Raw genomic sequence first — 26,294 nt, 5'->3', positions numbered from 1 at the left:
CTTTTGCTATAGCAAGACGGTCAACAGTTGCAAAAGAGTTTTGCCGTAGGCTGGGCGGCATGCTGGGCGAAGCACTGCAGACCGACACGCTGGCCGACCGCGTGTACCGGGCCCTGCGCGACGCGATCACCACCGGCGAGCTGCGGCCGGGCCAGAAGGTCACCGAGCGCGGGTTCGCCGAGCGGCTGTCGGTCAGCCCGACGCCGGTGCGCGAAGCCATCCGGCGCCTGGAGCAGGACGGCCTCCTCGAACGGGCGGGGCCGCGGACGGTGAAGGTGGCGATGTTCGGCGGCGTCGCCGTCCAGGACCTCGCGGAGGTCGAGGTGGGCCTGCGCGGGATGGTGGCCCGCTTCGCCGCGCGGCACGCGACGCGGGAGCAGCTGGACCAGCTCGACGCGATCCTCGACGAGGCCGACGACCTGCTGATCCTCATCAAGCAGCGCCACGAGTCCGGCCAGGAGGTCGCGAAGCACGTCGGCCGGCTGTTCGACGCGGTGCAGCGGTTCAACGGCGTGGTCGAGTCGTGCGCGGGAAACCCGGTACTGGTGCGGCTGCTCGATCAGACGAGGGTGTTCTCGTCCCCGGAACGGCGGTCACGGGTGCTGGAGCGGGTCGAAGTGGACGAGACGTTCGGGCTGGACCGGTACACGACGCACCGGCAGCTGGTGCACGCCCTGCGAGCCGGTGATTCGGCGGCGGCGGAGGCGCTGGTGCTGGCGGACGCGCGGGGCGGGCTCGGGGACTTGCTGGCCGGCCCCACTCCATCGGCTGGTTGAGCCGCCACCCGACGCCGCCAATGTCGCATTCCCGGCCTCGGAAGTCCCCAATGCGACATTCGCGACCCTCAACCCCCGGCGAGCTGGGTCGCGGTCCGCTCCGCGATCGCCGAGCGCAGACCCCCACCCCTCCCGATCCGCCACCACCCAACGCCGCCAAAGTCGCATTCCCGGCCCGGGAAGTCCCCAATGCGGCATTCGCGACCTTCAACCCCCGGGGAGCTGGGTCGCGATCCGCTCCGCGATCGCCGAGCGCAGACCCCCACCCCTCCCAACCCGCCACCACCCAACGCCGCCAAAGTCGCATTCCCGGCCCGGGAAGTCCCCAATGCAACTTTCGCGACCCTCGACCCCCCGCGATCCCGGGCAGCCGCGCCCCGGCAGCGACCGCCCACCACAGACCTCCGTCCTATGTGGAGCGAAACGGCACTCCGGAGCGGGTCGAGGATCTGGCCGGCCACGACTGCATCGTGTTGCGCGTGCCCCGCCGGGTCGCCGCGCTGATCGACCACCTGGCCGCGGGCCTTCCGGCGCGGCTCGCGAACGGCCGGCCTCAGCGGTCGTGATCCGCGCGGTGCCACCACACCCCGGTCGCGACCGCCCCGCCGGCGCCGGTCAGGACCACCAGCAGGTGGCCCACCACACCCGGCGGCGCGTGGCCGGGTCCCGCCAGCCCGGTGGCGAGCGCGGGCACCGACCACGGGAAGAACTCGCCGTAGCCGAGCAGGGCGAGGACCTGGGCGAGGAACGTCGCGACGAGCAGGGCGGCGAAGCCGGGCAGGTAGCCACGGCCCGCGCTGGCGGCCAAGGCGAGCGGGGTGGTCAGCAGCAGGGTCGAGGCGGCCGCCGCGAGCAGCGTCCCCAGGCCGCCGAGCGCTCCGGGGAGCGACCAGCCGGCCAGCCCCACGAGGGCACCGACGGGCAGGCCGAGCAGGAACGTGTAGAGCGCGAGCAGCAGGCTCCACACCGCGACGACGGCGAACTTGGCGGCGACGATCGCGGCGCGCGAAGTGGGGAGCGCGAGGAGGTCCTTGGCGGTGCCCTGGCCGGCTTCGCGGCCGAAGCACCACACCACGACCAGCCCGAAGATCACGAACCCGCCGATGGCCATCGCCTGGGCGAGCAGGGCGAAGAACCCGGGCCAGTCGGCGGTGCCGCCGGCGAGGGCGCCCTTGGCGCCGAGCAGTCCGAGCGACCGGGCCCGGCCGGGGTCCTGCACGATGAACATGACCAGGCTGCCGAAGGCCACCAACACGGTGAACGCCAGCACGGTGACCCCGGGCAGACGGGAGCGGCGGGCCTTGAGCGCCTCCGCCCAGAGCGCCGCCCTCACGGCGCGACCAGCCGCAGGAAGCACGACTCCAGATCGTCCCCTTCGACGGCGAGCCGCGTCGGCGGGCACCCCGACTCCACCAGCACCTCGGCGACGGCCTCGGGGTGGGTGACGGCTTGTTCACCGGCCATCAGCAGCTCGTCCCCGGCGAGTTCGGGCCGGTAGCCGGCGGCGAGCAGGGCGGCCGCGGCCGCGGCGAGATCGCGGGTGGTGACGTGCAGCCGGGGACGGGCGCGCGCGGTCAGTTCGCCGGTGGCGCCCGTCCAGACGAGCCGGCCCTGGTCGAGCACGCCGATGCGGCCGGCCAGCCGGGCCACCTCGGCGAGGAGGTGGCTGGACAGCAGCACGGTGACGCCGTCGCGGTGGGCGAGGTCGTGCAGCAGGGCCCGGATCTCGGCGACCCCGGCGGGATCGAGGCCGTTCGCGGGCTCGTCCAGGATCAGCAGGTCCGGCCGGTGCAGCAGCGCCTTGGCCAGGCCGAGCCGCTGGGCGTTGCCCAGGGAAAGCGTGCGCGCCCGGCGGCCGGCGTAGGGGCCGAGGCCCAGCCGCTCGATCGCGCCGGTGACTGCGGACCGCTCGCGCAGGCCGTGCAGGCGAGCGGCGACGGCGAGGTTTTCCGCGACGGTCAGCTCCGGGTAGGCGGACGGCGACTCCACCAGGTACCCCACCCGCGACCACACCGCCCGCGCGCCCGGCCGGACCGGCGTGCCGAGCAGCCGCACCTCGCCGCCGGTCGGGCGGATCATGCCCAGCAGCAGCCGGATCGTGGTGGTCTTGCCGGCCCCGTTGAGTCCGAGCAAGGCGTGGATCTCGCCCGGGGCCACGCGCAGGGTCAGCTCGTCGACGGCCGTGACGTCGCGGTAGCGCTTGGTGAGCCGGGTCGTTTCGACCGCCGTGGTGCCCATCGGAAGCCCCCTTCGCCCGCGGCTGTATCGCCGCCGACCAGGCTTCCCGGCACTCCACGGGGAATTCTACGCCGGGAAACGGCGAGCAAGCCGCCGATGAGCACCGCGACGGCCGCGAAACCGTAGGCCGCGCCCGGACCGCCGACGAAGTCGCCGCGGCGCACGACGAACACCGGCCGCCGGGCGTCGCGCAGGAGCGCGGCGTCGACGGTGACGCTGCGGACCCGGCCGTCCGCGGGCACGTCGGCGGGATCCACCCGATGCCACTCCGCCATGTAACGCCTCCTGGGTTCGGGGACACTGCGGTGACGGCAGGCTCAGTGCCCGGAACCCTCCCGGGCGTTACACGAGGAGTTCGGATGGACTGGGAACCGACGCGCCGGTCACTGCACGGCGTGGCCGAGCTGCTGCTCGCGGGCCCGCAGCACCGCGCGACCGGGCGCATCGACCTGGCCGTGGCCGACGGCGGGTTCGCGACGGCCGCCGAGCCCGCGGTGCGCGTCGAAGGGGACGAACTCCTGGCCGGCGCCGCGCGGGTGCGGCTCGCCGGGCGCACCTACGCCGAAGTGGCGGCGGAAGCAGGTCTCGAGGCGGGCGAACCCGCGGGCGTCTATTCCGGCGGTCCCGGGATCCGGCCGGACGAGACGATCGTCTTCGCCGCAAACGCGCTGAAGCTGCTGCTGCGGGCCTTCGCCGACGGCGACCGCGCGCTGCGCGAGTTCGCGCCGGACGCGACGCCGATCCTGTGGCCGGAGCACTTCGACGTCGCGATCGACCTCGACGAGGTCAACTACGGCGTCTCCCCCGGCGACGGCCACCTCGGCGAGCCCTACGCCTACGTCGGCCCGTTCACCCCGCGGCACGGCGAATTCTGGAACGCGCCCTTCGGCGCCGCCCGTCCGGTGGCCGAGCTCGGCGGCGCCACCGCCATCGCCGCCTTCTTCGCCGAGGGCCGCGCCCTCACCGCCGATGGGCGCTCAAACCGTCCAGGATGAGCGCGAGCATCGACCCCGACCGGTCCTCCGGTCCGGACGCGGCACGCCACAGCGCGGCCGTGAGCTGCAGGAAGTCACGGGGATCGGCGTCGGCGCGGATGGTGCCGTCGGCCTTGCCCGCGTCGAGCAGGCGCGTGATCGCCGCGATGACCGGGCCGTAGGTCTGCTCGGTGACCGCCTGGTGCGCGCCGGGGCTGAGCGCGTCGCCGAGGCCGTGCTTCTTCCGCATCGCGGCCACCAGGTCGACGGTCCACTGCCGCAGCGCCTCCAGCGGGGGCCGCTTCGCGAGCAGCTCCTCGACCGACTCGACGAGCCGGTCGACCTCCTGCTGGTAGATGGCCAGCACGAGCGCCTCGCGCGTCGGGAAGTTGCGGTACAGCGTGCCGGGGCCCACCCCGGCGAGCTGCGCGATCCGGTTCATCGAGACGTCCTCCCCTCCGGTGAACGCCTCGCGCGCGACCTGCAGGATGCGCGCCCGGTTCTCCCGGGCGTCCGAGCGGACCATGAGCCTCCCTTGCTATCCGGAGACGTCTCCACTACCGTATGTGGAGACGTCTCCAGAACCATAGGCGAGCGGCGCGCGCGACGCCAGTTCCCACTCCCGACTTTGCGAGGTTTTCGATGGCCGAGGTACTCGTCACCGGTGGCTCCGGTTACATCGGCAGCTGGTGCGTGCTCGCGCTGCTGGCCGAGGGCCAAACGGTCCGCACCACCGTGCGCGACCTGAAGAAGGAGCCCGCGGTGCGGGCGATGCTGCACACCGGCGGCGCGCCCGCCGACGCGAAACTGACGGTGCTGCGAGCGGATCTGCAGCAGGACGCGGGCTGGCGCGAGGCCGTCGCCGGCTGCGATTACGTGCTGCACGTCGCTTCGCCGACGCTCACCAGCGTGCCGAAGAACGACGACGAAATGGTCGTGCCCGCCCGCGACGGCGTCCTGCGGGTGCTGCGGGCCGCGCGCGAGGCCGGGGTGCGGCGGGTCGTGCTGACTTCGGCGTTCGGCGCGATCGGGATGGGGCACCCGGAGAAGTCCCGGGTGTTCACCGAGGACGACTGGACTGACGTGGACGCCGGGGTCGCGCCCTACCAGAAGTCCAAGACCCTGGCCGAAAAGGCCGCGTGGCGGTTCGTCGCCGAGCACGGGGGCCTCGAACTGGCCGTCGTGAACCCCGTGGGCGTGCTCGGGCCGGTGCTCGGCCCGGACTACTCGCCGTCGCTGGGCCTCGTGCGGCGGATGCTGGACGGGGAGATGCCCGCGCTGCCTAAGTTCGGCATGGGGTACGTGGACGTGCGCGACGTCGCGGACCTGCACCTGCGCGCGATGACCGACCCGGCCGCGGCGGGCGAGCGGTTCCTGGCGATTTCGGGGCACAGCCTGTGGGTGCGCGAGATCGCGGCGATCCTGCGCGACCGCCTCGGCGACCGCGCGGCGAAGGTCCCCACGCGCGAGCTGCCGGTGTGGACCGCGCGGGCCCTCGCGCGCGTCAACCCCGACCTGCGCGTCCTCGGCCCGCAGCTGGGCCGGAACTACGACGCCACCGCGCAGAAGGCCCGGCGGCTGCTGGGCTGGTCGCCGCGGCCGATCGCCGACACCATCGCCGAGACCGCGGAAAGCCTGCTGGCACTGGACGCCTGAGCCGTCAGGCCTCGTACAGCTCGGCGCCCAGGGCGAGGCGGCGGGTGTCCTGCACGACGGTGGCCCGCAGCGGGCCGATTCCGCTGTCGATCAACGTCCGGGCTTCGGCGGAGATCCCGGCCTGCAGCGCTTTGGTGAGCACGGCCAGGATGACACCGCTCAGCACGGACGTCGTCACGGCGAACAGCGCCGGTGTGCGGTCGCGATCCAGCCGGTCACCGGAAAAGTGCCGAGGCGGCGCACAGCGCGGCCCACGTCGTCGCGAACGCGGCGACCTTCTTGCGGGCCGACCGGTCGGGCAGGCTGGTGCCGAAGACGACCGCGTCCGCGGCGTCGGACGCCACGCGGGCGGCCAGTGCGACCTGAAGGGGCTTCCCCGGCGGGGCGAACACCATCGCGAGGCCGATCGCCGCGTCGCGGGCGCCGATGCCCGCGGTCAAGGTCCGAACGGCGGCGGTGACCCCGCCGGCCGGGGTCGTCAAGCCGCACGGTTTGGCCAGCACGCGCGGCGCGGCGATGATCGTGACGCTGTAGGCGGCGGTCACCGCTCCGAGGACGCGGGTCAACGCGGGCATCGGCTGCTCCTTCGTTCGTGGAGTCTCCGCTTACCCGGTCGAACCGCTGCCAAACCGATGCGGGACCGGCTCCGAATGCCGGGGAAAACAGGACAGGAGGGGTGCGTGTGCCGACGTGGACGGGCCGGGTGCTCGACGCCGCCGCCGTGGTGCTGCCCGGGATCGGCCGGGTCCGGGCGCAGAAGGAACCGTTCGCGCGGGCGTGGGAGGAAGCGGGCCGGGCGGCGCTGGCTTCGGACCGGCCCTTGTGGGTGGCGCTCGGCGACTCGATGACGCAGGGCATCGGCGCCGGCACGGTCGCGGGTGGCTGGGTCCCGCAGCTGAACGCCCGGCTCGGCGCGCCGTTCGCGGTGCTGAACCTGTCGGCTTCCGGCGCGCGGGTCGCGGACGTCCTCGAGGACCAGCTCCCCCGGCTGCCCGCGCGGCCCGCGCTGGTGACGGTTCTGGTGGGCGCCAACGACATGCTGAGCCGATCCCGCCGCCGCGGGGTCGCGGACCGGTTCGCCCGGCTGCTCGACGAGCTCCCGCCGGGCCGCTCGGTGGTGGCGACGCTGCCGCGGCGCAACGCGGCGGCCCGGGAGGTCAACGCACTGATCGACGCCGCGGCGGCGGACGGCCGGGTGCGGGTGGCGGACCTGCGCGGCCCGGCACTGGGCCCGATCCGCGGGACCCTCGCGGACGACTGGTTCCACCCGAACGAGATCGGCTACGCGCGCATCGCGGGGTTGTTCGAGCCCCCGGTACGCGCGGTGACACAAGGCGACTCCCGGGACTGACGCGGCAGGGGTGGGCGCACGCCGGGCCAGACGAGCCAAGCAGCCGCACAGGGGCCCGGCCCGCTCCCCCGAACAGCCCGTCAGCGCGGGAGCGACTCGTAGACTTTCCCCGCGGTAGCAACGAAATCCCCGGCCGGCGGGTGATCGGCCCGGTACTCGACCACCACCCGGTCCCGCCCCGCACGGAACAGAACCTGCCGCTGTCCACCAGCCCCCGGGGACGCGCAACTGGAGTCCCCGATCGGGGCCGGCGAAGCCGTCCAGCCCGGCTGGGTCTCGCACAGGAACCGGGTCTCGGCGGCCGCCGCGTCCGCGTCGCGGTAGATCGTCTGGGTCACCATCACCGTCTCCCGCGCCGCGGACTCGCGCGCGCAGCTGATCTTGATGTTGCTGCCGGACACCGAGAACGCCTCGCGCAGCGTGAACGTCTCGCTCCGGGAGCCGGCCGCCGGGTGGGCCGTGAGCGCCGTGAACAGCCCGTCCGGCAACGCGTCGCACGGTTTCGCCGTCAGGTCGTACGGCGCCGGGTAGTGGTACCCGGGTGCCGGCTTCGGCCCGGCCGCGAGCCGCGCGGCGACACCGTCGATCAGCTTGGCCAGCACGCCCTCGCCACCGGGGACGACCGCGAAGTGGGTGAGCTGCAGCTTCGCCGCCGGGAAGACCACCACGACGTCGAGGCCGCCGTCCTGCCGCTCGTACCGGATGCCGTGGCTCGTCGCCGCGCCGCTCACCTTCTGCTCGCCGACCGTCAGGAGCACCTCCGGGCCCGAGCCGGGCTCGACCGGGCCGCCGCAGGAGTTCACCCCGGGCCCCTCGGTCTTCACGACCGCGGACGCGTACTTCAGGCCCGCCGCCGCGACGACGTCCGGACCCAGCACGGCGCAGGCGTCGAACCCCGTGGCGGCACCCGTGCCGGGAACGGTCTCGACGTCCACCGGGGGCGTCACCGGCGCCGGCGCGGCACCGGGCGCGCCGAACCCCGAGACGAGCCCGCGCACCAACGGGAACAGCACGATCGCCAGCAGCACGACGAGTATCAGCAGGAACTTCCGGTTCATCGACCCTCCCCAGCCCGGTGATCAGCCTAGCGGGCCGCCTTCAGCCGCAACGCGGAGACGAGGAAGAAGACGCCGCCGAGCGTGGCGTACCCGGCCAGTGTCGTCAGCGACGCACCGTCCTTTGTGGCCTGCAGGACGAACGAACTCCCCGCCAGGACGGAGATCCCGCCGCTGAGGATCATGGGCCACTGGCCACCGAGGCCGCGGCGGACGACGCCGACACCGAGCTGGACGAGGCCGGCCACGACCGCCCAGGCACCCCACACGCGCAGGACGTCCGGGATCCCGGACGAGACCGCGACGGCCAGCCCCGCGGCGGCGAGCAGGCTGATCGCCACGTTCACGTACAGGCCCACCACCGGCTTGCCCGTCTTCGACGAGCGCGCGTCGACGACCGCGGCCGCCACGTCGAACAGCGGGTACAGCACCAGCAGCGTGACGCTGACCGGCCCCAGGCTCGACGCCGTCGCGAACAGCAGCCCGGCCCACACGAGCGCGAAGGCGAACCGGGTGAAGTACAAGCGCCGCAAGGGATTCGCGGTGCGGGTGACAGCCGGGGCGGTACTCGTTTCCATGGGGCTCTCCTTCGTCGAAGCGAGGTAGACAGATCGTTCTATCTCGTGATGCCGACTATGGCAGCCCATCGGCGGCCTCGTCAAGACCGACCGTTCTATCTGCTAGGCTGGGAAGCACCGAGCGAAGGGAAATCGAGAGTGTCCGAAGCACGAGCGCGGCTGCTGTCCTCGGCGACCCGGCTGTTCTACTCGGAGGGCCTGCACTCGGTCGGGATCGACCGGGTCATCGCCGACGCGGGGGTCACGCGGGCCACGCTCTACCGGCACTTCCCCAGCAAGGACGACCTCCTGGTCGCCTATCTGAGCGCCGCCGACCAGGCGATCCGCGCCGGCGTGGAGGTCGCCCGCACCGGCGCGGACTCCTCGGACGACGCCGTCCGGGCGGTCGCCCGGTCGATCGCCGACGGCATCCGGTCACCCGGGTTCCGCGGGTGCGCGTTCCTCAACGCCGCGGCGGAGTACCCCGATCCCGCGCACCCGGTGCACCAGGCCGTCCTCGCCCACCGGCACTGGTTCCTGCGGAGCGTCACCGAACTGTTCGAGCAGACCGGCAAACCGGCCGCCGAGCCCGCGGCGAGGCACTTCGTCATGCTGCGCGACGGCGCCATGGCCGCGGGCTGCCTCAGCGATCCGGCCCCGGTCTGCGAAACGTTCCTCCGCGGCGTGGAGGGGCTCCTGTCCTACCGGAGCGAATCCCGCGGGTGAGCTCCTCCTTCCGGCCCAGGAGCGCGGCCCGCCCGCGCCGGACGGCCCGCAGCCGGAGCGCGGTGATGACCAGCGCGACCAGCAGCCAGGCCGCCGCCCGGAGCCGGCCGGCGACCACCCGGTCGCGGGCGAACAGCGGTGCCCGGCGGGTCACCGCCCAGGTGCCGAACGCCGCCCACGCCGGCCCGATCGCGACGAGGATGGCGGTTGAGCCGCGATTTCACGGTGCCGGCCGGCACTTCGCGGATCTGGGCGCACGCGTCCAGCGAGAGGTCTTCGAGGGAGAACAGCAGGAGCACCTCGCGTTCCCGGACCGGCAGCGCGCCCAGGCATCGCCGAGCACCTCCCGGTCGACCACCGCGTCGCTCGCGTCCGGGCCGGCCGGCTCCTGCGAGCCGGCACCGGACGGCAGCAGGTTCACGGCGGGCTCAGCCGAGCGGGTAGTGGATCAGCTCCACGCCACCGGAGGCGTAGTTCGGCACGTCCGCGGACACGGCCTTGCCCTCCGGCGAGCCGAGCGCCGCCGCCATCGCCTCGGCCGACTCGAAGTCCGCGTGGAACACGGCGAAGTACTTGCTCTCACCACCGAGTGAAACCACGTCGAAGGAGTACTGCGACGCCACCAGGCCCGGGAGCTTCTCGGCCAGCGGCAGGTGCGTCCGGACGTAGTACTCGCGGAAGTGGGCTTCGTCGGCGGGCGGCGGGTAGAGCACGGTGAGCCGGTGCATCGCGTTCCTCTCGGCCGGATCGGTTCTCCGCCAGCCTGGCACAACGCGGGAAGTGCGGAACAGTCCAACCGCACGCCTTTACTGTTGGTTGAACTTTTGCCGGGCGCCCGATAAGCTCCCCAGCACGCTGGGAGCGCTCCCATGGATCACCACGCTCATCCCGAGAATGGAGGCCCATTCATGCGTATTCACCGAAGCTCCAGGTCCGGCACCCGCCGGCGGAGCGTCCTCACCTTGATCGTCGCCACCCTCGCCGGACTGCTCATCTGGGTCCCGGCGGCGTCCGCGCACGGCACCATCGTCGGTCCCGCCACCCGCGCCTACCAGTGCTGGCAGGACTGGGGCAGCCAGCACACGAACCCGGCCATGCAGCAGCAGGACCCCATGTGCTGGCAGGCTTTCCAGGCCAACGCCGACACCATGTGGAACTGGATGAGCGCGCTGCGGGACGGACTCAAGGGCGACTTCCAGGGCGCAACCCCGGACGGCCAGCTCTGCAGCAACGCCCTCTCCCGCAACAACTCCCTGAACACTCCCGGCGCGTGGCGGACCACCAGCCTCGGCAGCAGTTTCTCGATGCACCTGTACGACCAGGCGAGCCACGGCGCCGACTACCTCCGGGTCTACATCAGCAAGAACGGGTTCGACCCGGCCACCCAGCGACTCGGGTGGGGCAACCTGGACTTCATCACCCAGACCGGCAAGTACGCACCCGCGAAGGACATCACCTTCACCGTCCAGACGTCCGGCTCGTACCGGGGACACCACGTCGTGTTCACGATCTGGCAGGCATCGCACCAGGACCAGACCTACATGTGGTGCAGTGACGTGGACTTCGGCTGAGGAATGGCGGCCCGGCGCTCAGGAGCGCCGGGCCGCCAGCCCGTCGACCAGCAGCTGCACGAGGTGGCGGGCGTCGTAGCCCTTGGCGCTGCCCGCGCAGAGGCTGCCCACTCCGCGCATCAGTTCGTACGCGTCCTGGCCCGGGTTGATCTCCCCCGCCTCGGCCGCCGCCTCCAGCAACTCCGTGCACACCGGGCCGAGCCGCTCCAGGAAGTACGCGTGCAGCGGGTCGTAGCACGGTTCGTCGGACTGCAGCACCGAAGCGAGGCCCTGCTTGGTGATGACGAAGTCGACGAACCGGTCGATCCACTTCGTCAGGGCCTCGTGCGGTCCCGGCTCGGCCGCCAGCAACGCCGGGCCGGCCTCGGCCAGGGACTCCACCTGCAGCCGGTACACCGCGAGGATCAGGTCCGCCCGGGTCGGGTAGTGGCGGTAGATGGTCGCCGTGCCGACCCCGGCCCGTGCGGCGATCTCCCGGATCGGGGCGTCGACCCCCGACGTCACGAACACCGCCGCCGCGGCCTCGAGGACGTTCGACGCGTTGCGCCGCGCGTCCGCGCGTTGCGGGGCCGCCGCACGGGAATCGGTCACACCGGCATGCTAACCGGGACGTCGAGCAGCATCCCGGCGAGCTCGCCGGGCGCGGTGATCATGCAGTCGTGCCCGGTGGCCAGCTCCCGCACGTCCGCGGGCTCGCCGTTCGGCTGCACGGCGGGGACCGGACGCCGGTCGAAGCCCTCGGGTTTCACCGTGCAGTGGATGTGCGTGCGCGGGATCGCGGCGAACGCGGGGTTGTCCAGGACGACGGGTTCTTCCAGGCACCGCACCGACTGGTCGGACAGCATGGTGCGCACCCAGGCGACGTCGCCGGGATCGGTGACGCCGAACAGCCCGAACGGCGCGGGCAGCTCGGGCAGCGGGGGCATCCGCCAGCCCGTCCCGAGCATGCTCCGCGGGATGGGCATGACGTCGAACGCGTTCTCCCCGTCGGCCGGCACCATCGCGTCGAGGTAGACCAGCCGCGCGATGCGCTCCGGCACCCGGTTGGCCACCGCGGAGACGACCATGCCCGCGTAGCTGTGCCCGACCAGGACGACGTCCCGCAGGTCCTCTTCTTCGAGCAGCCGCACGACGTCGGCGGTGTGCGTGCCGAGCCCGACGTCCGGGCTCAGCAGGTGCGCGGTCTCGCCGTAGCCGGTCAGCGTGGGGGTGAAGACCCGCCGGCCGCTCGCCGCCAGCCGCGGCACCACCCGCGCCCAGGCCTGCCCGGTGTGCCAGGCCCCGTGGACCAGTACGTACGTCAGCGTCATGACCGCTCATCTCCTGAAGTGGGACGTTGTCCCGGTTAAGATACGGGACACCGTCCCACTTAGGCAACGCGGGCTTCTGGCACGCTGGCGGGGACAGCTGGGGAGCACCGACCCGAGGGAGCGCGCGTGGCAGCCGAAGAACCCGCCGAGATCGACGCGTTCGACTCCGTGCTCGACGCGATCGGCGGCACCCCGCTGATCCGGCTGGCCCGGATCGCGCCACCCGGCGGGCCGCGCGTGTACGTCAAGGCCGAGTTCCTCAACCCCGGCGGCAGCGTCAAGGACCGGGCCGCGCTGGCGATGGTGCTCGACGCGGAACGCTCGGGCGCCCTGGAACCCGGCGGGCTCATCGTCGAAGGCACCTCGGGCAACACCGGCATCGGGCTGGCGATCGTGGCCGCCCAGCTCGGGTACCGGCTGGCCGTCGTGGTGCCCGACAAGACCAGCCGCGAGAAGATCGCGATCCTGCGCGCGTACGGCGCCGAAGTGGTGACCACGCCCGGGACGGTGCCGCGGGAAGACCCGGCGCACGTCCGGCAGCTCGCCCGCCGGATCGCCGACGAGCGGGGCGGCTGGCTCGCCGACCAGTACGACAACCCGGCCAACCCGGCCGCCCACCGCGAGACGACCGGACCCGAGATCTGGCGCCAGACCGGCGGCCGGCTCACCCACTTCGTCGCGGGGGTCGGCACCGGCGGGACGATCAGCGGCGCCGGGGCGTACCTGAAGGAGGTCAGCGGCGGCCGGGTGCGGGTGGTCGGCGCGGATCCCGAGCACTCGGTCTACTCCGGCGGCGACGGCAGCCCGTACCTGGTCGAGAGCATCGGGCACTACCGGCACCCGGACACCGCCGAGGACCTGTGGCCGCGCTCGTACCACCTCGACGTCGTCGACCAGGTCGTGCCGGTCGGCGACCGCGAGTCGATCCTGGTCACCCGGCGGCTGGCGCGGGAAGAAGGTCTGCTGCTGGGCGCTTCGGCCGGGACCGCGGTGGCCGTGGCGCTGCGCGTGGCCGCCGGGTTGTCCCCGGACGACCTGGTCGTCGTCGTGGTCCCGGATTCGGGCCGGTCGTACCTGTCGAAGTACTACGACGACGGGTGGCTGGACCGCCTCGGCGTTCCGGTCGGGCACGCGGGTGAGCTGACGGTCGCCGACGTCGTCGGCCCGCTCCCGGCGGCCGCGCCCGGTCTGCGGGAATCGGCGACGGCCGGCGAAGCGCTCGCTTCGGCCGGCGGACACGAACTGCGGCCGGTGGGCCCGCGGGCGTCGGCGGAACCGCCGTCGGTCGCGGAGGTGACGGGGACGCTCGACGTGGGCGAGCTCCGCCGGGCGGTCGAGGCGGGCGTCGTGCGGCCCGGCGACCCGATCACCGGGTACGTCGGCGGCACCCTGCCGGCCATCGGGCTCGGGGAGACCCGGGCCGCGGCCGCGGATCGCCTCGGGGGGCGGGAAGCCGCGTGGCTGCTGTCCGACGGGCGGGTCGTCGGAGCCGTCCACAAAGGACAGCTCGAGCCGGCGCCGGACGGGGGTGGGGCCGGCTCGTGACCGGCCCCACCCGGGCCGGCGGACACCCGAAGCCGCGGCGTGCCCGGGACGGGGAACCGGAGTGTGCAGCTCGCTCCCTGTTCCGGGCACGCAGTACGGCTTGCGGGTGCTACGCCGGATTCCGCGCCAGGGCCGGCTTCCGCACACACAACGGGCGGCCGCGGCGCGGGGACTCAGTTGTCCTGGCTGGTGCCACCGTCGGCGATGGCCCCGGAGGCGCAGTTCTCCGGGTTCTCGCCGTTGGCCTCGCTCCCGCCCGGCGAAAGGATCGGCACGCCGATGCCGTTCAGGGAGTTCTGGACCGGGACCTGGACGCCCAGCACGTTGACGTTGTTGTCGCAGATGCCCGGCGTGACGTTCACGTTGTGCAGCGCGTCGGTGTTGCTCAGGTTCAGCAGACCCAGCTGGCTGCTGTGGTCGTGGCCGTGGTGACCGTGGTGGTCCGGCGTGCCGGCGGCGGCGACGCCGCCGGCCAGGAACGCGCCCGCCGCCGTGGCGGCCACGACGATACCGAGCTTCTTCAGCATGAAAACTCCTCGAGTAGACGTACGAAACGACCGGGACCGCGACAAGGTGTGTTGGCCGTCCCGGATGGGGGAAACGTACTGAAAAATGCCGTTCGTTTCCGCGCGGATCCACCATCGTGTGCGCCGCGGAGGCCGCTGACCGGGGAACGGATGCCCCGATGGAGTTGATTCCGCCGGTGGCGGGGAAACGGGATCGCACAGCTGTTCAGAACACGATCACCCAGGAAAGGCGGCGCGTCGTCCGCCGCTTTTGAACGGCGGCCGGAACCGCCCGGGGAATTGCCTCCGCCTTCCGGCGAAAATCGAAACCGGAACCGCGGCCGCCGGCCGGCCTCCGCGGTCACACTCCGCAGCCCGGTACGCGAGGCGCCGGCTGCCGATAGGCCGTCCGGTGGGTGGACTGGACCACAGCGTTGACACGGCCGAGAACCCGGCCCTACCCTTCCCCCATCCCGATCGCTTCCCCCGCGTCACCCTTCTCTCCCGGAAATACAACGTTGTAAAAATCCGCCCGGGTCGCTGACCTGCGGCTCGAGAGTGAGGTCCCCCGTGCCCGCCGGTCGAAGTCTGCTCGCCGCCCTCCTGCTCGTCCTCGGTACCGTGCTCGGCCTGAGCGCTCCCGCGCAGGCCGCCGGCTCCTTGCCGTGCGACATCTACGGTTCCGCCGGGACCGCCTGCGTTGCCGCGCACAGCACCACCCGTGCCCTCTATTCGGCCTACGGCGGCGCGCTCTACCGCGTGCAACGCGCCTCCGACCGGGCCGAAACGGACATCGGCCTGCTCGCCGCCGGCGGGTACGCCAACGCCGCCGCGCAGGATTCCTTCTGCGCCGGGACGACGTGCACCATCACCGTCATCTACGACCAGTCGCCACGCCACAACGACCTGACCGTCGAAGGCCCGGGCACCGCGGGCGGGCAGGACGTCGCCGCGATCGCGTCCGCTCTTCCCGTCACCGCCGGCGGGCACAAGGTCTACGGCGTCTACGTCTCCCCCGGCACCGGCTACCGCCACTACGTCGGCGCCGGCGTCGCGCGGAACGGACAGCCCGAAGGCATGTACATGGTCGCGAGCGGCACGCACGTCAACGGCGGCTGCTGCTTCGACTACGGCAACGTCGAGGCGCAGATCGCCGACACCGGCAACGGCCACATGGACGCCGTCAACCTCGGCACCACCTGCTACTTCCCGCCCTGCACCGGGATCGGCCCGTGGGTCGCGGGCGACCTCGAGAACGGCCTGTTCCAGGGCAACCGCTCCAACACCGCCAACCGCGGCAACGCGACCCCGTTCGTCACCGCGCTGCTGAAGAACAACGGGCAGACGACCTTCGCGCTCAAGGGCGGCAACTCCCAGAGCGGCGGCCTCACCACCTGGTACAACGGCGCACTGCCCTCGGGCGGGTACACGCCGATGCACCAGGAGGGCTCGATCGTGCTCGGCACCGGCGGCGACAACAGCAACGCCTCCATCGGCTCGTTCTTCGAAGGCGTGATGACCGCGGGCTACCCGACCGACGCCGCGGACGACGCCGTCCAGTCCAATGTGGTCTCCGTCGGCTACTCGGGCAGCACGGGCACCCCGCCCTACGCCGCCACGGTTTCCGGGCCCGGCGGCAAGTGCCTCGACGTCGCCGGCGACGACACCGGGAGCAACGGCACCGCCGTGCAGCTGTGGGACTGCCAGGCCAACGCGGCCGACCAGCACTGGGCGCACAACGCGGACTCGTCACTGTCCACTGTGGGCCGTTGCCTGGACGTCAACGGCAACGGCACGGCCAACGGCACCCAGGTCGAACTCTGGGACTGCAACGGCGTCGGCGGCCAGAAGTGGGTGCAGCAGGCCGACGGCTCGCTGCGCAACCCGCAGTCCGGCCGCTGCCTCGACTCCCCCGACGGCGCCACCGCCAACGGCACCCGGCTGCGGATCTGGGACTGCAACGGTTCCGCGGCGCAGAAGTTCTCCGTCACCGGCGGCGGTCCGGTCACCGGCCCCGGCGGCAAGTGCGTCGACGTGGCCGGCGACGACCACGGCGTGAACGGGACCGCGGTGCAGCTGTGGGACTGCCAGTCCTTCGCCGTCGACCAGCACTGGTTCCACCTCTCCGGCGGCGCGCTGCGCACGTTGGGGCGCTGCCTCGACATCAACGGCAACGGCACGGCCAACGGCACCCAGGTCGAACTCTGGGACTGCAACGGTGTCGGCGGCCAGGTGTGGAACCAGCAGGCCGACGGTTCGCTGCGCAACCCGCAGTCGGGCCGCTGCCTCGACTCCCCCAACGGCGCCACCGGCAACGGGACGCGGCTGCAGATCTGGGACTGCAACAGCTCGGCGGCGCAGAAGTTCGCGCTGCTCTGACCCCTCCCTGAAGCGAGCCGCCGCGGTCCTTCCGCGGCGGCTCGCTTATCGCCGGCGTATCGGAAAACGCATACGTGCCGGCAACACCGCTTCGCCTTGACTGGCGGGCATGACCGACACGGCACTGGGCATCACGATCTACGGCTGCGAGCCGGACGAGGCCGCGTTGTTCCGTGAGCTCGCGCCTCGCTGCGGTGTCGTGCCGACCATCACCGGCGCCGCGGTTTCCGAAGCCAACGTCGTTCTGGCGCACGGAAACCGGTGCGTCAGCGTCGCGCACAAGACCGCGATCACGAACGCCACCTTGAGCGCGCTCGGCCGGGCCGGCGTGCGGTACCTCTCCACGCGGAGCATCGGGTTCGACCACCTCGACGTCGACCACGCGAAGCGCGTGGGCATCGAGGTCGGGAACGTCGCCTATTCCCCGGACAGCGTGGCCGACTACACGGTCATGCTGATGCTGATGGTCGCGCGAAACGTCAAAGCCCTGCTCCGGCGCACGGACGTGTACGACTACCGGCTGCACGACGTGCGCGGGAAGGAACTGCGCGACCTGACCGTCGGGGTCGTCGGGACCGGCCGCATCGGCGTGGCGGTGCTGGACCGCTTGCGCGGCTTCGGCTGCCGCGTGCTGGCCTACGACATCCGGCCGCGCAACTCCGCCGACTACACCTCGCTCGACGAGCTGCTGCAGCTGAGCGACGTCGTCACGCTGCACACGCCGCTGACCGCGGACACCCACCACCTCCTCGACGCCCGCCGCATCGCGCGGCTGAAGCGCGGCGCGGTCGTCGTCAACACCGGACGCGGCCCGCTGCTGGACACCCGGGCGCTGGTCGAAGCGCTGGAAAGCGGCCGGCTGGGCGGCGCGGCGCTGGACGTCCTCGAAGGGGAGGAAGGGGTCTTCTACGCCGACCACCGGACCGACCCCCCGGACAGCGACCTGCTGGTGCGCCTGCAGAGCCTGCCCAACGTGCTGATCAGCCCGCACACCGCGTACTACACCGACCACGCGTTGCGCGACACCGTCGAAAACAGCCTCATCAACTGCCTGACCTTCGAAAGCGAGCTGCGACATGGATAAGGTGAAGGTCGGAATCATCTTCGGGGGATCGACCGAAGAGCACCCCGTTTCCGTCAAATCCGCACAAGAGGTCGCGAAGCACCTCGACCTCGACAAGTACGAGCCGTACTGGATCGGGATCACCCGCGCCGGCGCCTGGCTGCTGTGCGACGGCCCCGGCTGGGAAAACAGCCGGCCGGCCGTGCTCTCGCCGGACCGCGGCGTCCACGGCCTGCTCGTCCTCGACGACGGGAAGTACGAGACGATCCGCCTCGACGTCGTGCTGCCCCTGCTGCACGGCCGGCTCGGGGAGGACGGAGCGACGCAGGGTTTATTGGAACTCGCCGGCGTTCCGTACGCCGGCTGTGACGTCCAGAGTTCCGCCCTGTGCATGGACAAATCCCTGACGTACCTCGCCGTGAAGGCCGCCGGGATCGCGACTCCGCGGTTCCGGACGGTCACCGCGGACGAGAAGGTCGATCCCGATCAGCTCACCTACCCGGTGTTCGTCAAACCGGCGCGGTCCGGATCTTCCTTCGGGGTGAGCAAAGTGACCCGTGAAGAAGAACTGGCCGGGGCGGTGGACATCGCGCGGCAGTACGACTCGAAGGTGCTGGTCGAAGAGGCCGTCGCCGGCAGCGAGATCGGCTGCGCCGTCCTGGGTGACGGCCCCGATCTGCGCACGGGCGAGCTGGACCGGGTCGCGCTTTCCCACGGGTTCTTCAAGATCCACCAGGAGGACGACCCGGAAAGCGGTTCCGAGAACTCGACGTTCATCGTCCCCGCCGACATTCCGGACGAGGCGCGGTCGCTCGTCCTGGAGACGGCCAAGGCCGTCTACCGCGCACTGGGCTGCCGGGGACTGTCCCGGGTGGACATGTTCCTGAAGGCGGACGGAACCGTCGTCCTCAACGAGGTCAACACGCTCCCCGGCCTGACGTCCTACAGCCGGTACCCGCGGATGATGGCCGCCGCGGGGATCTCGCTGGGCGACGTGCTCGACCGGGTGATTTCGCCGGCGCTGAAAGGGAATCCGCGGTGAACGACGACTTCGTGTTCGTGGACGAGTTCGCCCCCGGCATCCGCTGGGACGCCAAGTACGCGACCTGGGACAACTTCACCGGCAAGCCGGTGGACGGCTACCTGGCGAACCGGGTGGTCGGCACCCGGGCGCTCGGCACGGCGTTGCGCCGGGCGCGGGAGGAAGCGGCGTCCCGGGGGTTCGGCCTGCTGCTGTGGGACGGCTACCGCCCGCAGCGCGCGGTGGACTGCTTCGTGCGCTGGTCCCGGCGGCCGGAGGACGGCCGGACGAAACCGCGCCACTACCCGAAGATCGACCGGGCGGAGATGTTCGAACAGGGTTACGTGGCCACGAAATCCGGTCACAGCCGGGGCAGCACGGTCGATCTGACGCTGTACCACCTGGACACCGGGGACCTCGCCCCGATGGGCGGCGACCACGACCTGATGGACGCGATCTCCCACCACGGCGCGGGCGGGCTCACCGAAACCGAAGCGCGGAACCGGAAGGAGCTCTGTTCCGTCATGGAGTCGAGCGGGTTCCGGCGGTACGACCGCGAGTGGTGGCACTACTCCCTGGCCGACGAGCCCTACCCGGACACGTACTTTGACTTCCCCGTCGGATAGCCGGGAGATCCGCCCGGTGCGGGCGGCCGACGCCCCGCGGCTGGCCGGCCTGCTGGCCCAGCTCGGGTACCCGAGCGATCCCGCCACCGTGACCCGCCGGCTGGCCGGCATCCTCGATTCGGCCACCCGGCAGGTGTTCGTCGCGGCCGACGGCGCCCGCATCGACGGCTACGCCGGCGTGGAGCGGCGGCCGGCCCTGCTGCACCAGGACGAACACGCCGAGCTCACCGGCCTGGTCGTCGACGCGGCGGCCCGCCGGTCCGGCCTCGGCCGGACTCTCGTGCGCGCCGCCGAGCAGTGGGCGGCCCGGCACGGCCTGCCGGCGATCGTGGTCCGGTCCAACGTCGTGCGCCCCGAGTCCCACCCGTTCTACGAGGATCTCGGCTACCTGCGCACGTCGACCTCGCACAGCTACTTCAAGGACCTCACCGCGGCCGCCGGGCAACGCAGATGGGCAGCCGGACCGTGACGTGGAGGCCGCCGCCGTCGCGCGGTGTCAACGTCAACGTCCCGTCGTGGGCCTGGGTGATGCTGTGGACGATCGCCAAGCCGAGCCCGACGCCGGCGTCGCCGGTGCGGATCCGGTCGGTGCCGCGGCGGAACGGCTCGACGAGCGTCGACACCAGCCGGGGTGTCAAGGCCGTGCCGGTGTTCTCCACCGTGAGCACCACGCCACCGGGACGCACGCTGGTCGTGGCCCACACCGTGCCCGCGCCGGGCAGGTTGTGGACGATCGCGTTGTGCACCAGGTTCGTCGTCAGCTGCTGCAGGAGCGCGGGCGAGCCGAGCGTGGGGGCCGGTTCGCCGGACGTCTCGATGGTGACCCCGCGTTCTTCCGCGAGCGGCAGCAGCGTTTCGGCGGCTTCCTCGGCCGTGAGCGACAGGTCCACGGTTTCCCGGGCGAACGACCGCCGGCCGGCCCGGCTGAGCACGAGCAGCGCCTCGGTGAGGTCGATCGCCCGGGTGTTGACGGCGTGCAGGCGGTCGACGAGCTCGCCCGCGTCGCGGCCGGGGTCCTTGCGGGCGACCTCGAGCAGCGTCCGCGTCACGGCCAGCGGTGTGCGGAGTTCGTGGGACGCGTTGGCCGCGAACCGCTGCTGGGCGGTGACGTGGGATTCGAGCTGCTCCAGCATGGTGTCGAAGGCGTCGGCGAGCTCGCGGAACTCGTCCTTGCGGCCCGGGAGCCGGATCCGGTGCGCAAGCGAGCCGTCGGCGGCGAGGCGGGTCGCGTCGGTGACGCGGGTCAGCGGCGCGAGCATCCGGCCGGCCAGCACCCAGCCCCCGGCGAGGCCGAACACCAGCAGGAAGATCAGCACGGCGATCGCGGACGGCGCGAAGCCGCGGATCAGGACCCGGCCCGGCGGCGACATCACCACCGGCATGGTCTCGAAGCCGAGCCGCTGGTAGTACAGCAGGAACAGCCCGACGGCCGCGAGCAGCAGGGCCCCGGCGACCATGACGAAGCCGGCGTAGCTGAGGGTGAGCTTGAGGCGGACGCTCAGGCCGGGCTTCCTACCCACGGTCGCCGCCCGGAGCCTCGATGCGGTAGCCGACGCCGGGCACCGTGGCGATGAGCCAGGGTTCGCCGAGCCGCTTGCGCAGGGCGGAGACGGTGATGCGGACGGCGTTGGTGAACGGGTCGGCGTTCTCGTCCCACGCCCGCTCGAGGAGCTCTTCGGCGCTGACGACCCCGCCTTCGGCGCCGACGAGGACCTCCAGCACGGCGAACTGCTTGCGGGTCAGCCCGACGTACCGGCCGTCGCGGTGGACCTCGCGGCGGAACGGGTCCAGCCGCAGGCCCGCGATCTCCCGCACCGGCGGCCGGTTGTGGGCGCGCCGGCGGTCGAGCGCCCGGAGCCGGAGCACGAGTTCCCGCAGCTCGAACGGCTTGGTGAGGTAGTCGTCGGCGCCGAGCTCGAAGCCGGTGACCTTGTCGTCGAGCCGGTCGGCGGCGGTGAGCATGAGGATCGGGATGCCGCTGCCGGAGGCGACGATGCGTTCGGCGACCTCGTCGCCCGACGGGCCCGGGATGTCGCGGTCGAGGACCGCGAGCTCGTAGGCGTTGACGCTCAGCAGCTCCAGCGCGGTGTCGCCGTCCCCGGCGATGTCGGCGGCGATCGCTTCCAGGCGCAGCCCGTCGCGGATCGCCTCGGCCAGGAAGGGTTCGTCCTCGACGACCAGCACACGCATGCCCCCGATGCTACGAGCGGGCCCGTATCGCCGGCTTATCGAAAACCGCATACGGGCCGGCAACGCCCCGCGGACTCGACTGGGGGCATGGACTTCACCGCGCACGGCGCCGTCCCCCGGCCGGTCCCGGTCTTCGACGACACGGCCCCGGCCGTGGTCAACCTCGACCCCGCCCTGCTCGGCGCCCTGCGCCGCGCCGCCGCCGACGCCACGTGCGGGTTCGTCGTCAACGGCGGCTGGCGCTCCCCGCAGTACCAGGCCCACCTGTTCCGCGAGGCGGTCGCGAAGTACGGCTCGCCGGCGGCGGCCGCCCGCTGGGTGGCCACGCCCGGCACGTCGGCGCACGTGGCCGGGGCCGCGGTCGACGTCGGACCGGCCGACGCCCGTGCGTGGCTGGCCGAGCACGGCGCCGGGTACGGGCTGTGCCAGATCTACCGCAACGAGCCGTGGCACTACGAGCTGCGGCCCGAAGCCGTCGAGCGGGGGTGCCCGCCGCTGTACCCCGACCCGTCGCACGATCCGCGGATGCGGCGCTGAGCGCGTGTCGAGAACGCCGGACCGGCTCCGTCCCCGGCACGATCGAGCAGGACCGACCACACGAAAGGACCGCCACCATGGCCGTCGCCGCCGACCTCGACCGCGCCGCCGACTCGAGCTGGGACTGGGTCGCCGAGCAGACCCGCGCTTACCTGGCCTCGGACGGCGCCGAAGGCCACGAATCGAACGGCGTGTACACGCTGGTGCTGGCCACGACCGGGCGCCGGACGGGCGAGCCGCGCCGCAACTGCCTGATCTACGGCACGTCGGGGGACGACTTCGTCGTGGTCGCCTCCAAGGCCGGCGCCGACGAGGACCCGGCGTGGCTCAAGAACCTCCAGGCGGAGCCGAGCGTCGGGGTCCAGGTCGGCGCCCGCCGGTTCACCGCCCGGGCCCGCGTGGCGTCGCCGGCCGAGCGGGAAGCCCTCTGGCCGCGGATGGTCGAGATCTTCCCGCTGTACGCGGAGTACGCGACGAAGACCGAGCGCGTGATCCCGGTCGTCCTGCTCACCCCGCGCGGCTGACGGTCCCTGCGGGGGCTGGACGCCATCGGCCCGGCGCGACTTCGTCCGAGCCCGGCCCCCGGGGCTCAGCCGGCGAAGGGAAGCGTCGTGACCGGCTCCCACGGGCCGCCGACGTACCGCCACACCGCCAGGCCGACCGCCGTGCCCTCCCTCGGCCCGAAGTCCTCGCGCAGCGCCGCCGAAGTCGCCGCCGCGGTCTCCGGACTCACCTTGTTCTGCACCGTCACATGCGGCTTCAACGGCTGCGCGTCCTGAGCCGTCAGCCAATCCACCCACCGTCGCCGCACCCGAGCGTGCACCGCCACCAGCTCGGGCGCCCGGACAACGAGCGCAACCCCACGCCCCAGCGACCGAACGCCATCCACCACGAACGTGAACGGCCCGGTCTCCCCCGCGACCACCGCACAATCGGCAACGATCTCGTCCTCATGAACCCCGGGCAAGGCGTGGAACAACGTCACATGCGCCCCGACGACCAGCCGCTCCGGCGGAAACCAAGCCCGGCGCAAGGAATCCCACGCCGACTGAGTCACGTCGTCCACAGCCAACGTCACAACGACCGGGGCGTTCACAAGCCCACAGCCGCCAAGCAGTACCGCAACAGACGCTCCGCCTCGCCCGGAGCCGGACGCGTTCCGGGAAGCACGTGCGTCGGCCGGTCCCGCCGGTCGTGCCAGAACCGCCCCGATGACGGCCCCGGCCGGGTCGCCGCGAGCCAGACCGCCGTGTCCGCCCCTTCTTCCGCCGTGCGCAGCGCCGGTGCGAGGAGCCGCCTGAACGCCGGGAGCGAATCCGCGAGGCCCGGCGTGTCCGCCCAGCCCGGGTGCGTGCTGTGCACGGCGATCCCGTCCGCCCGCCAGCGCTCCGCCAGCAACGGCGTCAGCTCGACCTGCATCCGCTTCGTCCGCGCGTACGCCGTCGCGCCGCGGTACCGGCCTTCGCGGAACTCCGGGTCGTCGACCGCGAGCCGCTGGGTGTACATCCCGCCGGACGACACGAAGATCACCCGGGCGTCGCGCAACGCCGGACGCAGCAGCTCGGTCAGCAACAGCGGCCCGAGAACGTGCGTGGCGAACGTGACTTCGTGCCCGTCGACGCTCTCCGTCCGCTCCGGCGGGAGCACCCCCGCGTTGTGCACCAGAACGTCCACATGCGACTCCCGGGCCGCGAAGTCCCGCACCGAAGCGAACGAAGCGACGTCGCACAAGGCTGTCCGGACCTTCGCCCCCGGCACGGCCGCGCGCACGCGGGCGAGGGCCGCCTCGCCGCGGCCGAGGTCGCGGACCACCAGCACCACCTCCGCGCCCAGCCGGGCCAGTCCGGTGGCCGTGGCCTCGCCCAGGCCGGAACTCGCGCCGGTCACCAGGGCGACCCGGCCGCGCAGCGCGTCCGGCGCGGGGTCGTCCGCCGCCCACGTGCGCCGGCGCAGCGCGTGACCGAGCCGTGAATAGCCGACGGCGACCGTGCGGTCGAGCAGTGTGTCGAGCATCAGTTCAGGACGACGATCGCCGTGTTGAGCGCGGTCGCGAAGAGCGTCCACGCCAGGTACGGCAGCTGCAGGGCAGCCGCCGCCGTCGAGCGGCGGCGGAACACCAGCGCGGTCGCCGCGATCACCACGTCCAGCACGACGATCTCGACCAGGGCCAGCGTGTAGGCGCCGGCGGCGAAGAACAACGGCGTCCACGCCGCGTTCAGCACCAGGCCCGCCGCGTACCAGCCGAACTCGCGGCGCGGCGCCCCGGTGCGCCAGAACAGCCAGCCGGACACCGCGATCAGCACGTAGAGGACCGTCCACACGGGACCGAACAGCCAGGACGGCGGCGCCCACGGCGGCTGCGCCAGCCCGGAGTAGACGGCGCGCGACTGCGTGGCGGCCAGGCTGCCGACGGCGGCGACGACGGCCACCGCGGCGACGAACCCGGCCAGGGCGAGCGGCGGAGCGGGACGGTGCACGGTGGTCATACCGGTTCTCCTGCGGTCGGTCGGGCCGGGACGCCCGGGGTGGCACCCAGCACGTGGGCGAGGGCGTCCCGGAGGTCGGGGTGGCGGAATTCGTGCCCGGCGTCGAGCAGCCGCCGCGGGCACCCGCGCTGGTCGGCGAGCGCCAGTTCGCGGGCGCCCTCGGAGCCGAGCAGCACGCGCGGCCCGAGCGACGGCACCGCCAACACCGCCGGACGGTGCAGCACTCGCGCGAGTACCCGGGTGTACTCGGTATTACGCACCGGTTCCGGGGCGACGGCGTTGACCGGGCCGGCGAGCGCCCGGTCGGTCAGCGCGCGCAGGTAGACGTCGGTCAGGTCGTCGAGGCCGATCCACGGCGTCCACTGCCTGCCGGTCCCGAGCGGGCCGCCCAGCCCGGCGGCGAACAGCGGGCGCTGCAGCCGCAGCAGTCCCCCGCGTGGGCTGAGCACCAGGCCCGTGCGCACGCAGACCACGCGGATGCCGGCCGCCACCGCGGGTCCGGCGGCGCCCTCCCAGTCGTCGACGACGTCGGCGAGGAACCCTTCGCCGCGGTCACTGTCTTCGGTGAGGACCTCGTCGCCGCGTTCCGGCCCGTAGTACCCGACCGCGGACGCCGAGACGAACACGCCCGGCCCGTCCGGGGTGCGGGCGGCCAGTTCGGCGAGCTTCCGGGTGGGGCCGATCCGGCTGTCGCGCACGGCCCGCCGGTGGCGTTCGCCGAACCGCCCGGCGACCGAGGCGCCGGCGAGGTGGACGACCGCGTCGATCCCGGACAGAAGGTCGGCGGCGGGCGCCTCGGGGTGCCACGTCCGTTCGTCGCGTGTGCGCGCGGGACGGCGGACCAGGCGGACGACCCGGTGGCCGCCGGTGGTGAGCAACGCCGTCAGCGCCGTCCCCACCAGGCCGCTCGCCCCGGTCACCGCGACGGTCAGCGGCTCGTGCCAGTAGCGCCGTTGCGCGGCCAGGTCCGCGGCCAGCTGCCGGTGGCGGTAGGCGAACATCGACCGCAGCAGCGCCGCCGGCACCGGCGTCTCGACGCGGTCGGTGACCACCGTGCGGTCGGGGCCGTCCGGTTCGAACCGGTGGGTGTGCCGCCACGGCAGGACGGCGGAGACCACCGGCGTGGCCAATCGGTCGACGAACTGGTGCGGCGGGTGGTAGCCGCCCGCCTGGTGCGCCGCCAGCCACTTCGGGCCGCCGGGCAGGACCAGCTCGGCCGTGCCGTCGCGCAGGGACGCGGCCTCGGCGCCGACGTGCACCGGCTGCCACGGCGGGGTGAGCCGCGTGATCGCGCCGGGCAGGCCGTGCCAGGCGAACACCTCGTCGACGGGCGCGGCGACCACGCCGGAGTACTCGAAGACCACGCCCGCACCTCCGATGCAGTTTCGACGCAGAACTGCCAGCAGCGTAGCTCGACCGCCCACTTTCCGCCGATCTTGCCGCCTACAAAGCGATTCATCTTCGATGCAACCGCGTGCATTCGCGGCACACCGGTGTGACGATCGGAGGGACCTACCCAGCGGGGAGAGAGGCCGATGAGTTCACTCACGACGCCGACGCCGACCAAGGGGTCGAGCCCGGTCGAGAAAGCGCTGGGCGACGCGGCGGACAACGCCGACCAGCGTTATCACCTGGCCAAGGGCCTGCGGCACCAGCTGAACAAGGTGTTCCCGACCCACTGGTCGTTCCTGCTGGGCGAGATCGCGCTCTACAGCTTCATCATCCTG

33 protein-coding genes and 1 pseudogene are annotated in these 26,294 nt (G+C 72.7%); 15 read left to right on the top strand and 19 right to left on the bottom strand.

Annotated elements, in window-relative coordinates; translation table 11 throughout:
- The first annotated feature begins 59 nt into the window (after positions 1–59).
- A complete protein-coding gene (locus BLV96_RS47305; RefSeq protein WP_086675866.1) occupies positions 60–776 on the top strand; it encodes a GntR family transcriptional regulator in 717 nt (238 codons plus the stop codon).
- A gap of 553 nt (positions 777–1,329) precedes the next feature.
- On the opposite strand, the gene BLV96_RS47300 is transcribed toward BLV96_RS47305, so the two are convergent.
- Genes BLV96_RS47300 through BLV96_RS49570 form a run of 3 tightly spaced genes read right to left on the bottom strand, consistent with a single transcriptional unit; the run spans position 1,330 to position 3,289 of the window.
- Complete coding sequence (locus BLV96_RS47300) at positions 1,330–2,109, bottom strand: ABC transporter permease (RefSeq protein WP_086675865.1); 780 nt, start codon at positions 2,107–2,109, stop codon at positions 1,330–1,332.
- Positions 2,106–3,014 carry an ABC transporter ATP-binding protein gene (locus tag BLV96_RS47295; RefSeq protein ID WP_086675864.1) on the bottom strand — a complete coding sequence of 303 codons (909 nt, stop codon included), beginning with the start codon at positions 3,012–3,014 and terminating at the stop codon, positions 2,106–2,108. Before BLV96_RS47295 ends, BLV96_RS47300 begins: the two co-directional genes overlap by 4 nt.
- A complete protein-coding gene (locus BLV96_RS49570; RefSeq protein WP_143051158.1) occupies positions 2,942–3,289 on the bottom strand; it encodes a hypothetical protein in 348 nt (115 codons plus the stop codon). Before BLV96_RS49570 ends, BLV96_RS47295 begins: the two co-directional genes overlap by 73 nt.
- Positions 3,290–3,373: 84 nt before the next feature.
- On the opposite strand from BLV96_RS49570, the gene BLV96_RS47290 reads away from it, so the two are divergent.
- Positions 3,374–4,009: a hypothetical protein gene (locus tag BLV96_RS47290; protein WP_086675863.1), complete on the top strand. Its 636-nt coding sequence runs from the start codon at positions 3,374–3,376 to the stop codon at positions 4,007–4,009.
- Here BLV96_RS47290 and BLV96_RS47285 read toward each other — a convergent pair.
- A complete protein-coding gene (locus BLV96_RS47285) occupies positions 3,975–4,514 on the bottom strand; it encodes a TetR/AcrR family transcriptional regulator (RefSeq protein ID WP_086675862.1) in 540 nt (179 codons plus the stop codon). The two genes, BLV96_RS47290 and BLV96_RS47285, sit on opposite strands and share 35 nt — an antisense overlap.
- Before the next feature lie 116 nt (positions 4,515–4,630).
- Between BLV96_RS47285 and BLV96_RS47280 the strand changes: the two genes are divergently transcribed.
- Positions 4,631–5,644, top strand: coding sequence for an SDR family oxidoreductase (locus BLV96_RS47280; protein ID WP_086675861.1), 1,014 nt, complete (start codon positions 4,631–4,633; stop codon positions 5,642–5,644).
- Between the two features lie 4 nt (positions 5,645–5,648).
- On the opposite strand, the gene BLV96_RS50430 is transcribed toward BLV96_RS47280, so the two are convergent.
- Complete coding sequence (locus BLV96_RS50430) at positions 5,649–5,822, bottom strand: hypothetical protein (RefSeq protein ID WP_208608545.1); 174 nt, start codon at positions 5,820–5,822, stop codon at positions 5,649–5,651.
- Between the two features lie 37 nt (positions 5,823–5,859).
- The gene (locus tag BLV96_RS47275) at positions 5,860–6,219 is read right to left on the bottom strand and encodes a hypothetical protein (RefSeq protein ID WP_086675860.1); all 360 of its coding nucleotides are present in this window, start codon (positions 6,217–6,219) and stop codon (positions 5,860–5,862) included.
- A 107-nt stretch (positions 6,220–6,326) separates the two neighbouring features.
- Here BLV96_RS47275 and BLV96_RS47270 point away from each other — a divergent pair, with 107 nt between their 5' ends.
- Positions 6,327–6,995 (top strand): SGNH/GDSL hydrolase family protein, encoded by a 669-nt coding sequence (locus BLV96_RS47270; RefSeq protein ID WP_244180997.1) that lies wholly within the window; start codon positions 6,327–6,329, stop codon positions 6,993–6,995.
- 80 nt (positions 6,996–7,075) lie between these two features.
- On the opposite strand, the gene BLV96_RS47265 is transcribed toward BLV96_RS47270, so the two are convergent.
- Together BLV96_RS47265 and BLV96_RS47260 are read right to left on the bottom strand one after the other, a co-directional pair.
- Complete coding sequence (locus tag BLV96_RS47265) at positions 7,076–8,053, bottom strand: hypothetical protein (protein WP_086675858.1); 978 nt, start codon at positions 8,051–8,053, stop codon at positions 7,076–7,078.
- A 26-nt stretch (positions 8,054–8,079) separates the two neighbouring features.
- Positions 8,080–8,628: a hypothetical protein gene (locus BLV96_RS47260; RefSeq protein ID WP_086675857.1), complete on the bottom strand. Its 549-nt coding sequence runs from the start codon at positions 8,626–8,628 to the stop codon at positions 8,080–8,082.
- A gap of 138 nt (positions 8,629–8,766) precedes the next feature.
- On the opposite strand from BLV96_RS47260, the gene BLV96_RS47255 reads away from it, so the two are divergent.
- The gene (locus BLV96_RS47255) at positions 8,767–9,333 is read left to right on the top strand and encodes a TetR/AcrR family transcriptional regulator (protein ID WP_086675856.1); all 567 of its coding nucleotides are present in this window, start codon (positions 8,767–8,769) and stop codon (positions 9,331–9,333) included.
- On the opposite strand, the gene BLV96_RS51630 is transcribed toward BLV96_RS47255, so the two are convergent.
- Both BLV96_RS51630 and BLV96_RS47245 read right to left on the bottom strand, forming a co-directional pair.
- Positions 9,309–9,662: an RNA polymerase sigma factor gene (locus BLV96_RS51630; RefSeq protein WP_143051161.1), complete on the bottom strand. Its 354-nt coding sequence runs from the start codon at positions 9,660–9,662 to the stop codon at positions 9,309–9,311. The two genes, BLV96_RS47255 and BLV96_RS51630, sit on opposite strands and share 25 nt — an antisense overlap.
- A 99-nt stretch (positions 9,663–9,761) precedes the next feature.
- Positions 9,762–10,061, bottom strand: coding sequence for an EthD family reductase (locus BLV96_RS47245; protein WP_086675855.1), 300 nt, complete (start codon positions 10,059–10,061; stop codon positions 9,762–9,764).
- Positions 10,062–10,295: 234 nt separating this feature from the next.
- Here BLV96_RS47245 and BLV96_RS47240 point away from each other — a divergent pair, with 234 nt between their 5' ends.
- Positions 10,296–10,904 carry a lytic polysaccharide monooxygenase auxiliary activity family 9 protein gene (locus BLV96_RS47240; RefSeq protein ID WP_482746384.1) on the top strand — a complete coding sequence of 203 codons (609 nt, stop codon included), beginning with the start codon at positions 10,296–10,298 and terminating at the stop codon, positions 10,902–10,904.
- A gap of 18 nt (positions 10,905–10,922) precedes the next feature.
- Here the strand turns inward: BLV96_RS47240 and BLV96_RS47235 are convergent, their stop codons facing one another.
- Both BLV96_RS47235 and BLV96_RS47230 read right to left on the bottom strand, forming a co-directional pair.
- The gene (locus BLV96_RS47235) at positions 10,923–11,495 is read right to left on the bottom strand and encodes a TetR/AcrR family transcriptional regulator (protein WP_086675853.1); all 573 of its coding nucleotides are present in this window, start codon (positions 11,493–11,495) and stop codon (positions 10,923–10,925) included.
- Positions 11,492–12,214, bottom strand: a complete 723-nt coding sequence (locus BLV96_RS47230; RefSeq protein WP_086675852.1) for an alpha/beta hydrolase — start codon at positions 12,212–12,214, stop codon at positions 11,492–11,494. The genes BLV96_RS47235 and BLV96_RS47230 overlap by 4 nt, the downstream gene beginning before the upstream one ends.
- Before the next feature lie 126 nt (positions 12,215–12,340).
- Here BLV96_RS47230 and BLV96_RS47225 point away from each other — a divergent pair, with 126 nt between their 5' ends.
- Positions 12,341–13,759, top strand: a complete 1,419-nt coding sequence (locus BLV96_RS47225; protein WP_244180996.1) for a PLP-dependent cysteine synthase family protein — start codon at positions 12,341–12,343, stop codon at positions 13,757–13,759.
- Positions 13,760–13,932: 173 nt separating this feature from the next.
- Here the strand turns inward: BLV96_RS47225 and BLV96_RS47220 are convergent, their stop codons facing one another.
- Entirely contained in the window at positions 13,933–14,286 is a 354-nt protein-coding gene (locus BLV96_RS47220) for a hypothetical protein (protein WP_086675851.1), read from the bottom strand.
- 549 nt (positions 14,287–14,835) lie between these two features.
- Here BLV96_RS47220 and BLV96_RS47215 point away from each other — a divergent pair.
- The 5 genes from BLV96_RS47215 (at position 14,836) to BLV96_RS47195 (ending at position 19,823) form a co-directional block, all read left to right on the top strand.
- Positions 14,836–16,644: an arabinofuranosidase catalytic domain-containing protein gene (locus BLV96_RS47215; RefSeq protein WP_208608543.1), complete on the top strand. Its 1,809-nt coding sequence runs from the start codon at positions 14,836–14,838 to the stop codon at positions 16,642–16,644.
- A 109-nt stretch (positions 16,645–16,753) separates the two neighbouring features.
- The gene (locus tag BLV96_RS47210; protein WP_167379967.1) at positions 16,754–17,728 is read left to right on the top strand and encodes a D-isomer specific 2-hydroxyacid dehydrogenase family protein; all 975 of its coding nucleotides are present in this window, start codon (positions 16,754–16,756) and stop codon (positions 17,726–17,728) included.
- Complete coding sequence (gene vanA / locus BLV96_RS47205; protein WP_086675849.1) at positions 17,721–18,749, top strand: D-alanine--(R)-lactate ligase; 1,029 nt, start codon at positions 17,721–17,723, stop codon at positions 18,747–18,749. The genes BLV96_RS47210 and vanA overlap by 8 nt, the downstream gene beginning before the upstream one ends.
- Complete coding sequence (gene vanX, locus BLV96_RS47200; RefSeq protein ID WP_086675848.1) at positions 18,746–19,354, top strand: D-Ala-D-Ala dipeptidase VanX; 609 nt, start codon at positions 18,746–18,748, stop codon at positions 19,352–19,354. The genes vanA and vanX overlap by 4 nt, the downstream gene beginning before the upstream one ends.
- A 16-nt stretch (positions 19,355–19,370) precedes the next feature.
- Complete coding sequence (locus BLV96_RS47195; protein ID WP_244180995.1) at positions 19,371–19,823, top strand: GNAT family N-acetyltransferase; 453 nt, start codon at positions 19,371–19,373, stop codon at positions 19,821–19,823.
- On the opposite strand, the gene BLV96_RS47190 is transcribed toward BLV96_RS47195, so the two are convergent.
- A complete protein-coding gene (locus BLV96_RS47190) occupies positions 19,780–20,874 on the bottom strand; it encodes a sensor histidine kinase (protein ID WP_086675846.1) in 1,095 nt (364 codons plus the stop codon). The genes BLV96_RS47195 and BLV96_RS47190 overlap by 44 nt on opposite strands.
- Complete coding sequence (locus BLV96_RS47185) at positions 20,867–21,544, bottom strand: response regulator transcription factor (protein WP_167379966.1); 678 nt, start codon at positions 21,542–21,544, stop codon at positions 20,867–20,869. Before BLV96_RS47185 ends, BLV96_RS47190 begins: the two co-directional genes overlap by 8 nt.
- Positions 21,545–21,631: 87 nt before the next feature.
- Here BLV96_RS47185 and BLV96_RS47180 point away from each other — a divergent pair, with 87 nt between their 5' ends.
- Together BLV96_RS47180 and BLV96_RS47175 are read left to right on the top strand one after the other, a co-directional pair.
- Positions 21,632–22,081, top strand: coding sequence for a M15 family metallopeptidase (locus BLV96_RS47180; RefSeq protein WP_086675845.1), 450 nt, complete (start codon positions 21,632–21,634; stop codon positions 22,079–22,081).
- Positions 22,082–22,158: 77 nt separating this feature from the next.
- Positions 22,159–22,605 carry a nitroreductase family deazaflavin-dependent oxidoreductase gene (locus BLV96_RS47175; protein WP_086675844.1) on the top strand — a complete coding sequence of 149 codons (447 nt, stop codon included), beginning with the start codon at positions 22,159–22,161 and terminating at the stop codon, positions 22,603–22,605.
- Positions 22,606–22,670: 65 nt separating this feature from the next.
- Here BLV96_RS47175 and BLV96_RS47170 read toward each other — a convergent pair whose 3' ends face one another.
- From BLV96_RS47170 to BLV96_RS47155, 4 genes are read right to left on the bottom strand one after another with little or no spacing between them, the layout of a single operon-like run.
- The gene (locus tag BLV96_RS47170; protein ID WP_244180994.1) at positions 22,671–23,147 is read right to left on the bottom strand and encodes a 2'-5' RNA ligase family protein; all 477 of its coding nucleotides are present in this window, start codon (positions 23,145–23,147) and stop codon (positions 22,671–22,673) included.
- A 26-nt stretch (positions 23,148–23,173) separates the two neighbouring features.
- A complete protein-coding gene (locus BLV96_RS47165; RefSeq protein WP_086675843.1) occupies positions 23,174–24,094 on the bottom strand; it encodes an SDR family NAD(P)-dependent oxidoreductase in 921 nt (306 codons plus the stop codon).
- Positions 24,094–24,567: a TspO/MBR family protein gene (locus BLV96_RS47160; protein WP_086675842.1), complete on the bottom strand. Its 474-nt coding sequence runs from the start codon at positions 24,565–24,567 to the stop codon at positions 24,094–24,096. Before BLV96_RS47160 ends, BLV96_RS47165 begins: the two co-directional genes overlap by 1 nt.
- Positions 24,564–25,931 carry a TIGR01777 family oxidoreductase gene (locus BLV96_RS47155; protein WP_086675841.1) on the bottom strand — a complete coding sequence of 456 codons (1,368 nt, stop codon included), beginning with the start codon at positions 25,929–25,931 and terminating at the stop codon, positions 24,564–24,566. Before BLV96_RS47155 ends, BLV96_RS47160 begins: the two co-directional genes overlap by 4 nt.
- 171 nt (positions 25,932–26,102) lie before the next feature.
- Here BLV96_RS47155 and BLV96_RS47150 point away from each other — a divergent pair.
- A pseudogene (locus BLV96_RS47150) lies at positions 26,103–26,294 on the top strand (cytochrome bc1 complex cytochrome b subunit); the annotation flags it as partial.

Source organism: Amycolatopsis pretoriensis (assembly GCF_900107925.1).
GTDB lineage: Bacteria > Actinomycetota > Actinomycetes > Mycobacteriales > Pseudonocardiaceae > Amycolatopsis > Amycolatopsis pretoriensis.
The sequence above is the reverse complement of the archived record's forward strand: the minus strand, read 5'-3'. Positions and strand labels throughout refer to the sequence as shown.

Excerpts from the sequence above, each read along its gene's own strand:
- BLV96_RS47220 (WP_086675851.1), bottom strand. The coding sequence starts at position 14,286 with ATGCTGAAGAAGCTCGGTATCGTCGTGGCCGCCACGGCGGCGGGCGCG.
- BLV96_RS47245 (WP_086675855.1), bottom strand. The coding sequence starts at position 10,061 with ATGCACCGGCTCACCGTGCTCTACCCGCCGCCCGCCGACGAAGCCCAC.
- BLV96_RS47160 (WP_086675842.1), bottom strand. The coding sequence starts at position 24,567 with ATGACCACCGTGCACCGTCCCGCTCCGCCGCTCGCCCTGGCCGGGTTC.
- BLV96_RS47295 (WP_086675864.1), bottom strand. The coding sequence starts at position 3,014 with ATGGGCACCACGGCGGTCGAAACGACCCGGCTCACCAAGCGCTACCGC.
- BLV96_RS47305 (WP_086675866.1), top strand. The coding sequence starts at position 60 with ATGCTGGGCGAAGCACTGCAGACCGACACGCTGGCCGACCGCGTGTAC.
- BLV96_RS47210 (WP_167379967.1), top strand. The coding sequence starts at position 16,754 with ATGACCGACACGGCACTGGGCATCACGATCTACGGCTGCGAGCCGGAC.
- BLV96_RS47175 (WP_086675844.1), top strand. The coding sequence starts at position 22,159 with ATGGCCGTCGCCGCCGACCTCGACCGCGCCGCCGACTCGAGCTGGGAC.
- BLV96_RS47265 (WP_086675858.1), bottom strand. The coding sequence starts at position 8,053 with ATGAACCGGAAGTTCCTGCTGATACTCGTCGTGCTGCTGGCGATCGTG.
- BLV96_RS47180 (WP_086675845.1), top strand. The coding sequence starts at position 21,632 with ATGGACTTCACCGCGCACGGCGCCGTCCCCCGGCCGGTCCCGGTCTTC.
- BLV96_RS47290 (WP_086675863.1), top strand. The coding sequence starts at position 3,374 with ATGGACTGGGAACCGACGCGCCGGTCACTGCACGGCGTGGCCGAGCTG.
- BLV96_RS47280 (WP_086675861.1), top strand. The coding sequence starts at position 4,631 with ATGGCCGAGGTACTCGTCACCGGTGGCTCCGGTTACATCGGCAGCTGG.
- BLV96_RS47230 (WP_086675852.1), bottom strand. The coding sequence starts at position 12,214 with ATGACGCTGACGTACGTACTGGTCCACGGGGCCTGGCACACCGGGCAG.
- BLV96_RS47185 (WP_167379966.1), bottom strand. The coding sequence starts at position 21,544 with ATGCGTGTGCTGGTCGTCGAGGACGAACCCTTCCTGGCCGAGGCGATC.
- BLV96_RS47165 (WP_086675843.1), bottom strand. The coding sequence starts at position 24,094 with ATGCTCGACACACTGCTCGACCGCACGGTCGCCGTCGGCTATTCACGG.
- BLV96_RS47285 (WP_086675862.1), bottom strand. The coding sequence starts at position 4,514 with ATGGTCCGCTCGGACGCCCGGGAGAACCGGGCGCGCATCCTGCAGGTC.
- BLV96_RS47275 (WP_086675860.1), bottom strand. The coding sequence starts at position 6,219 with ATGCCCGCGTTGACCCGCGTCCTCGGAGCGGTGACCGCCGCCTACAGC.
- vanA (WP_086675849.1), top strand. The coding sequence starts at position 17,721 with ATGGATAAGGTGAAGGTCGGAATCATCTTCGGGGGATCGACCGAAGAG.
- BLV96_RS47260 (WP_086675857.1), bottom strand. The coding sequence starts at position 8,628 with ATGGAAACGAGTACCGCCCCGGCTGTCACCCGCACCGCGAATCCCTTG.
- BLV96_RS49570 (WP_143051158.1), bottom strand. The coding sequence starts at position 3,289 with ATGGCGGAGTGGCATCGGGTGGATCCCGCCGACGTGCCCGCGGACGGC.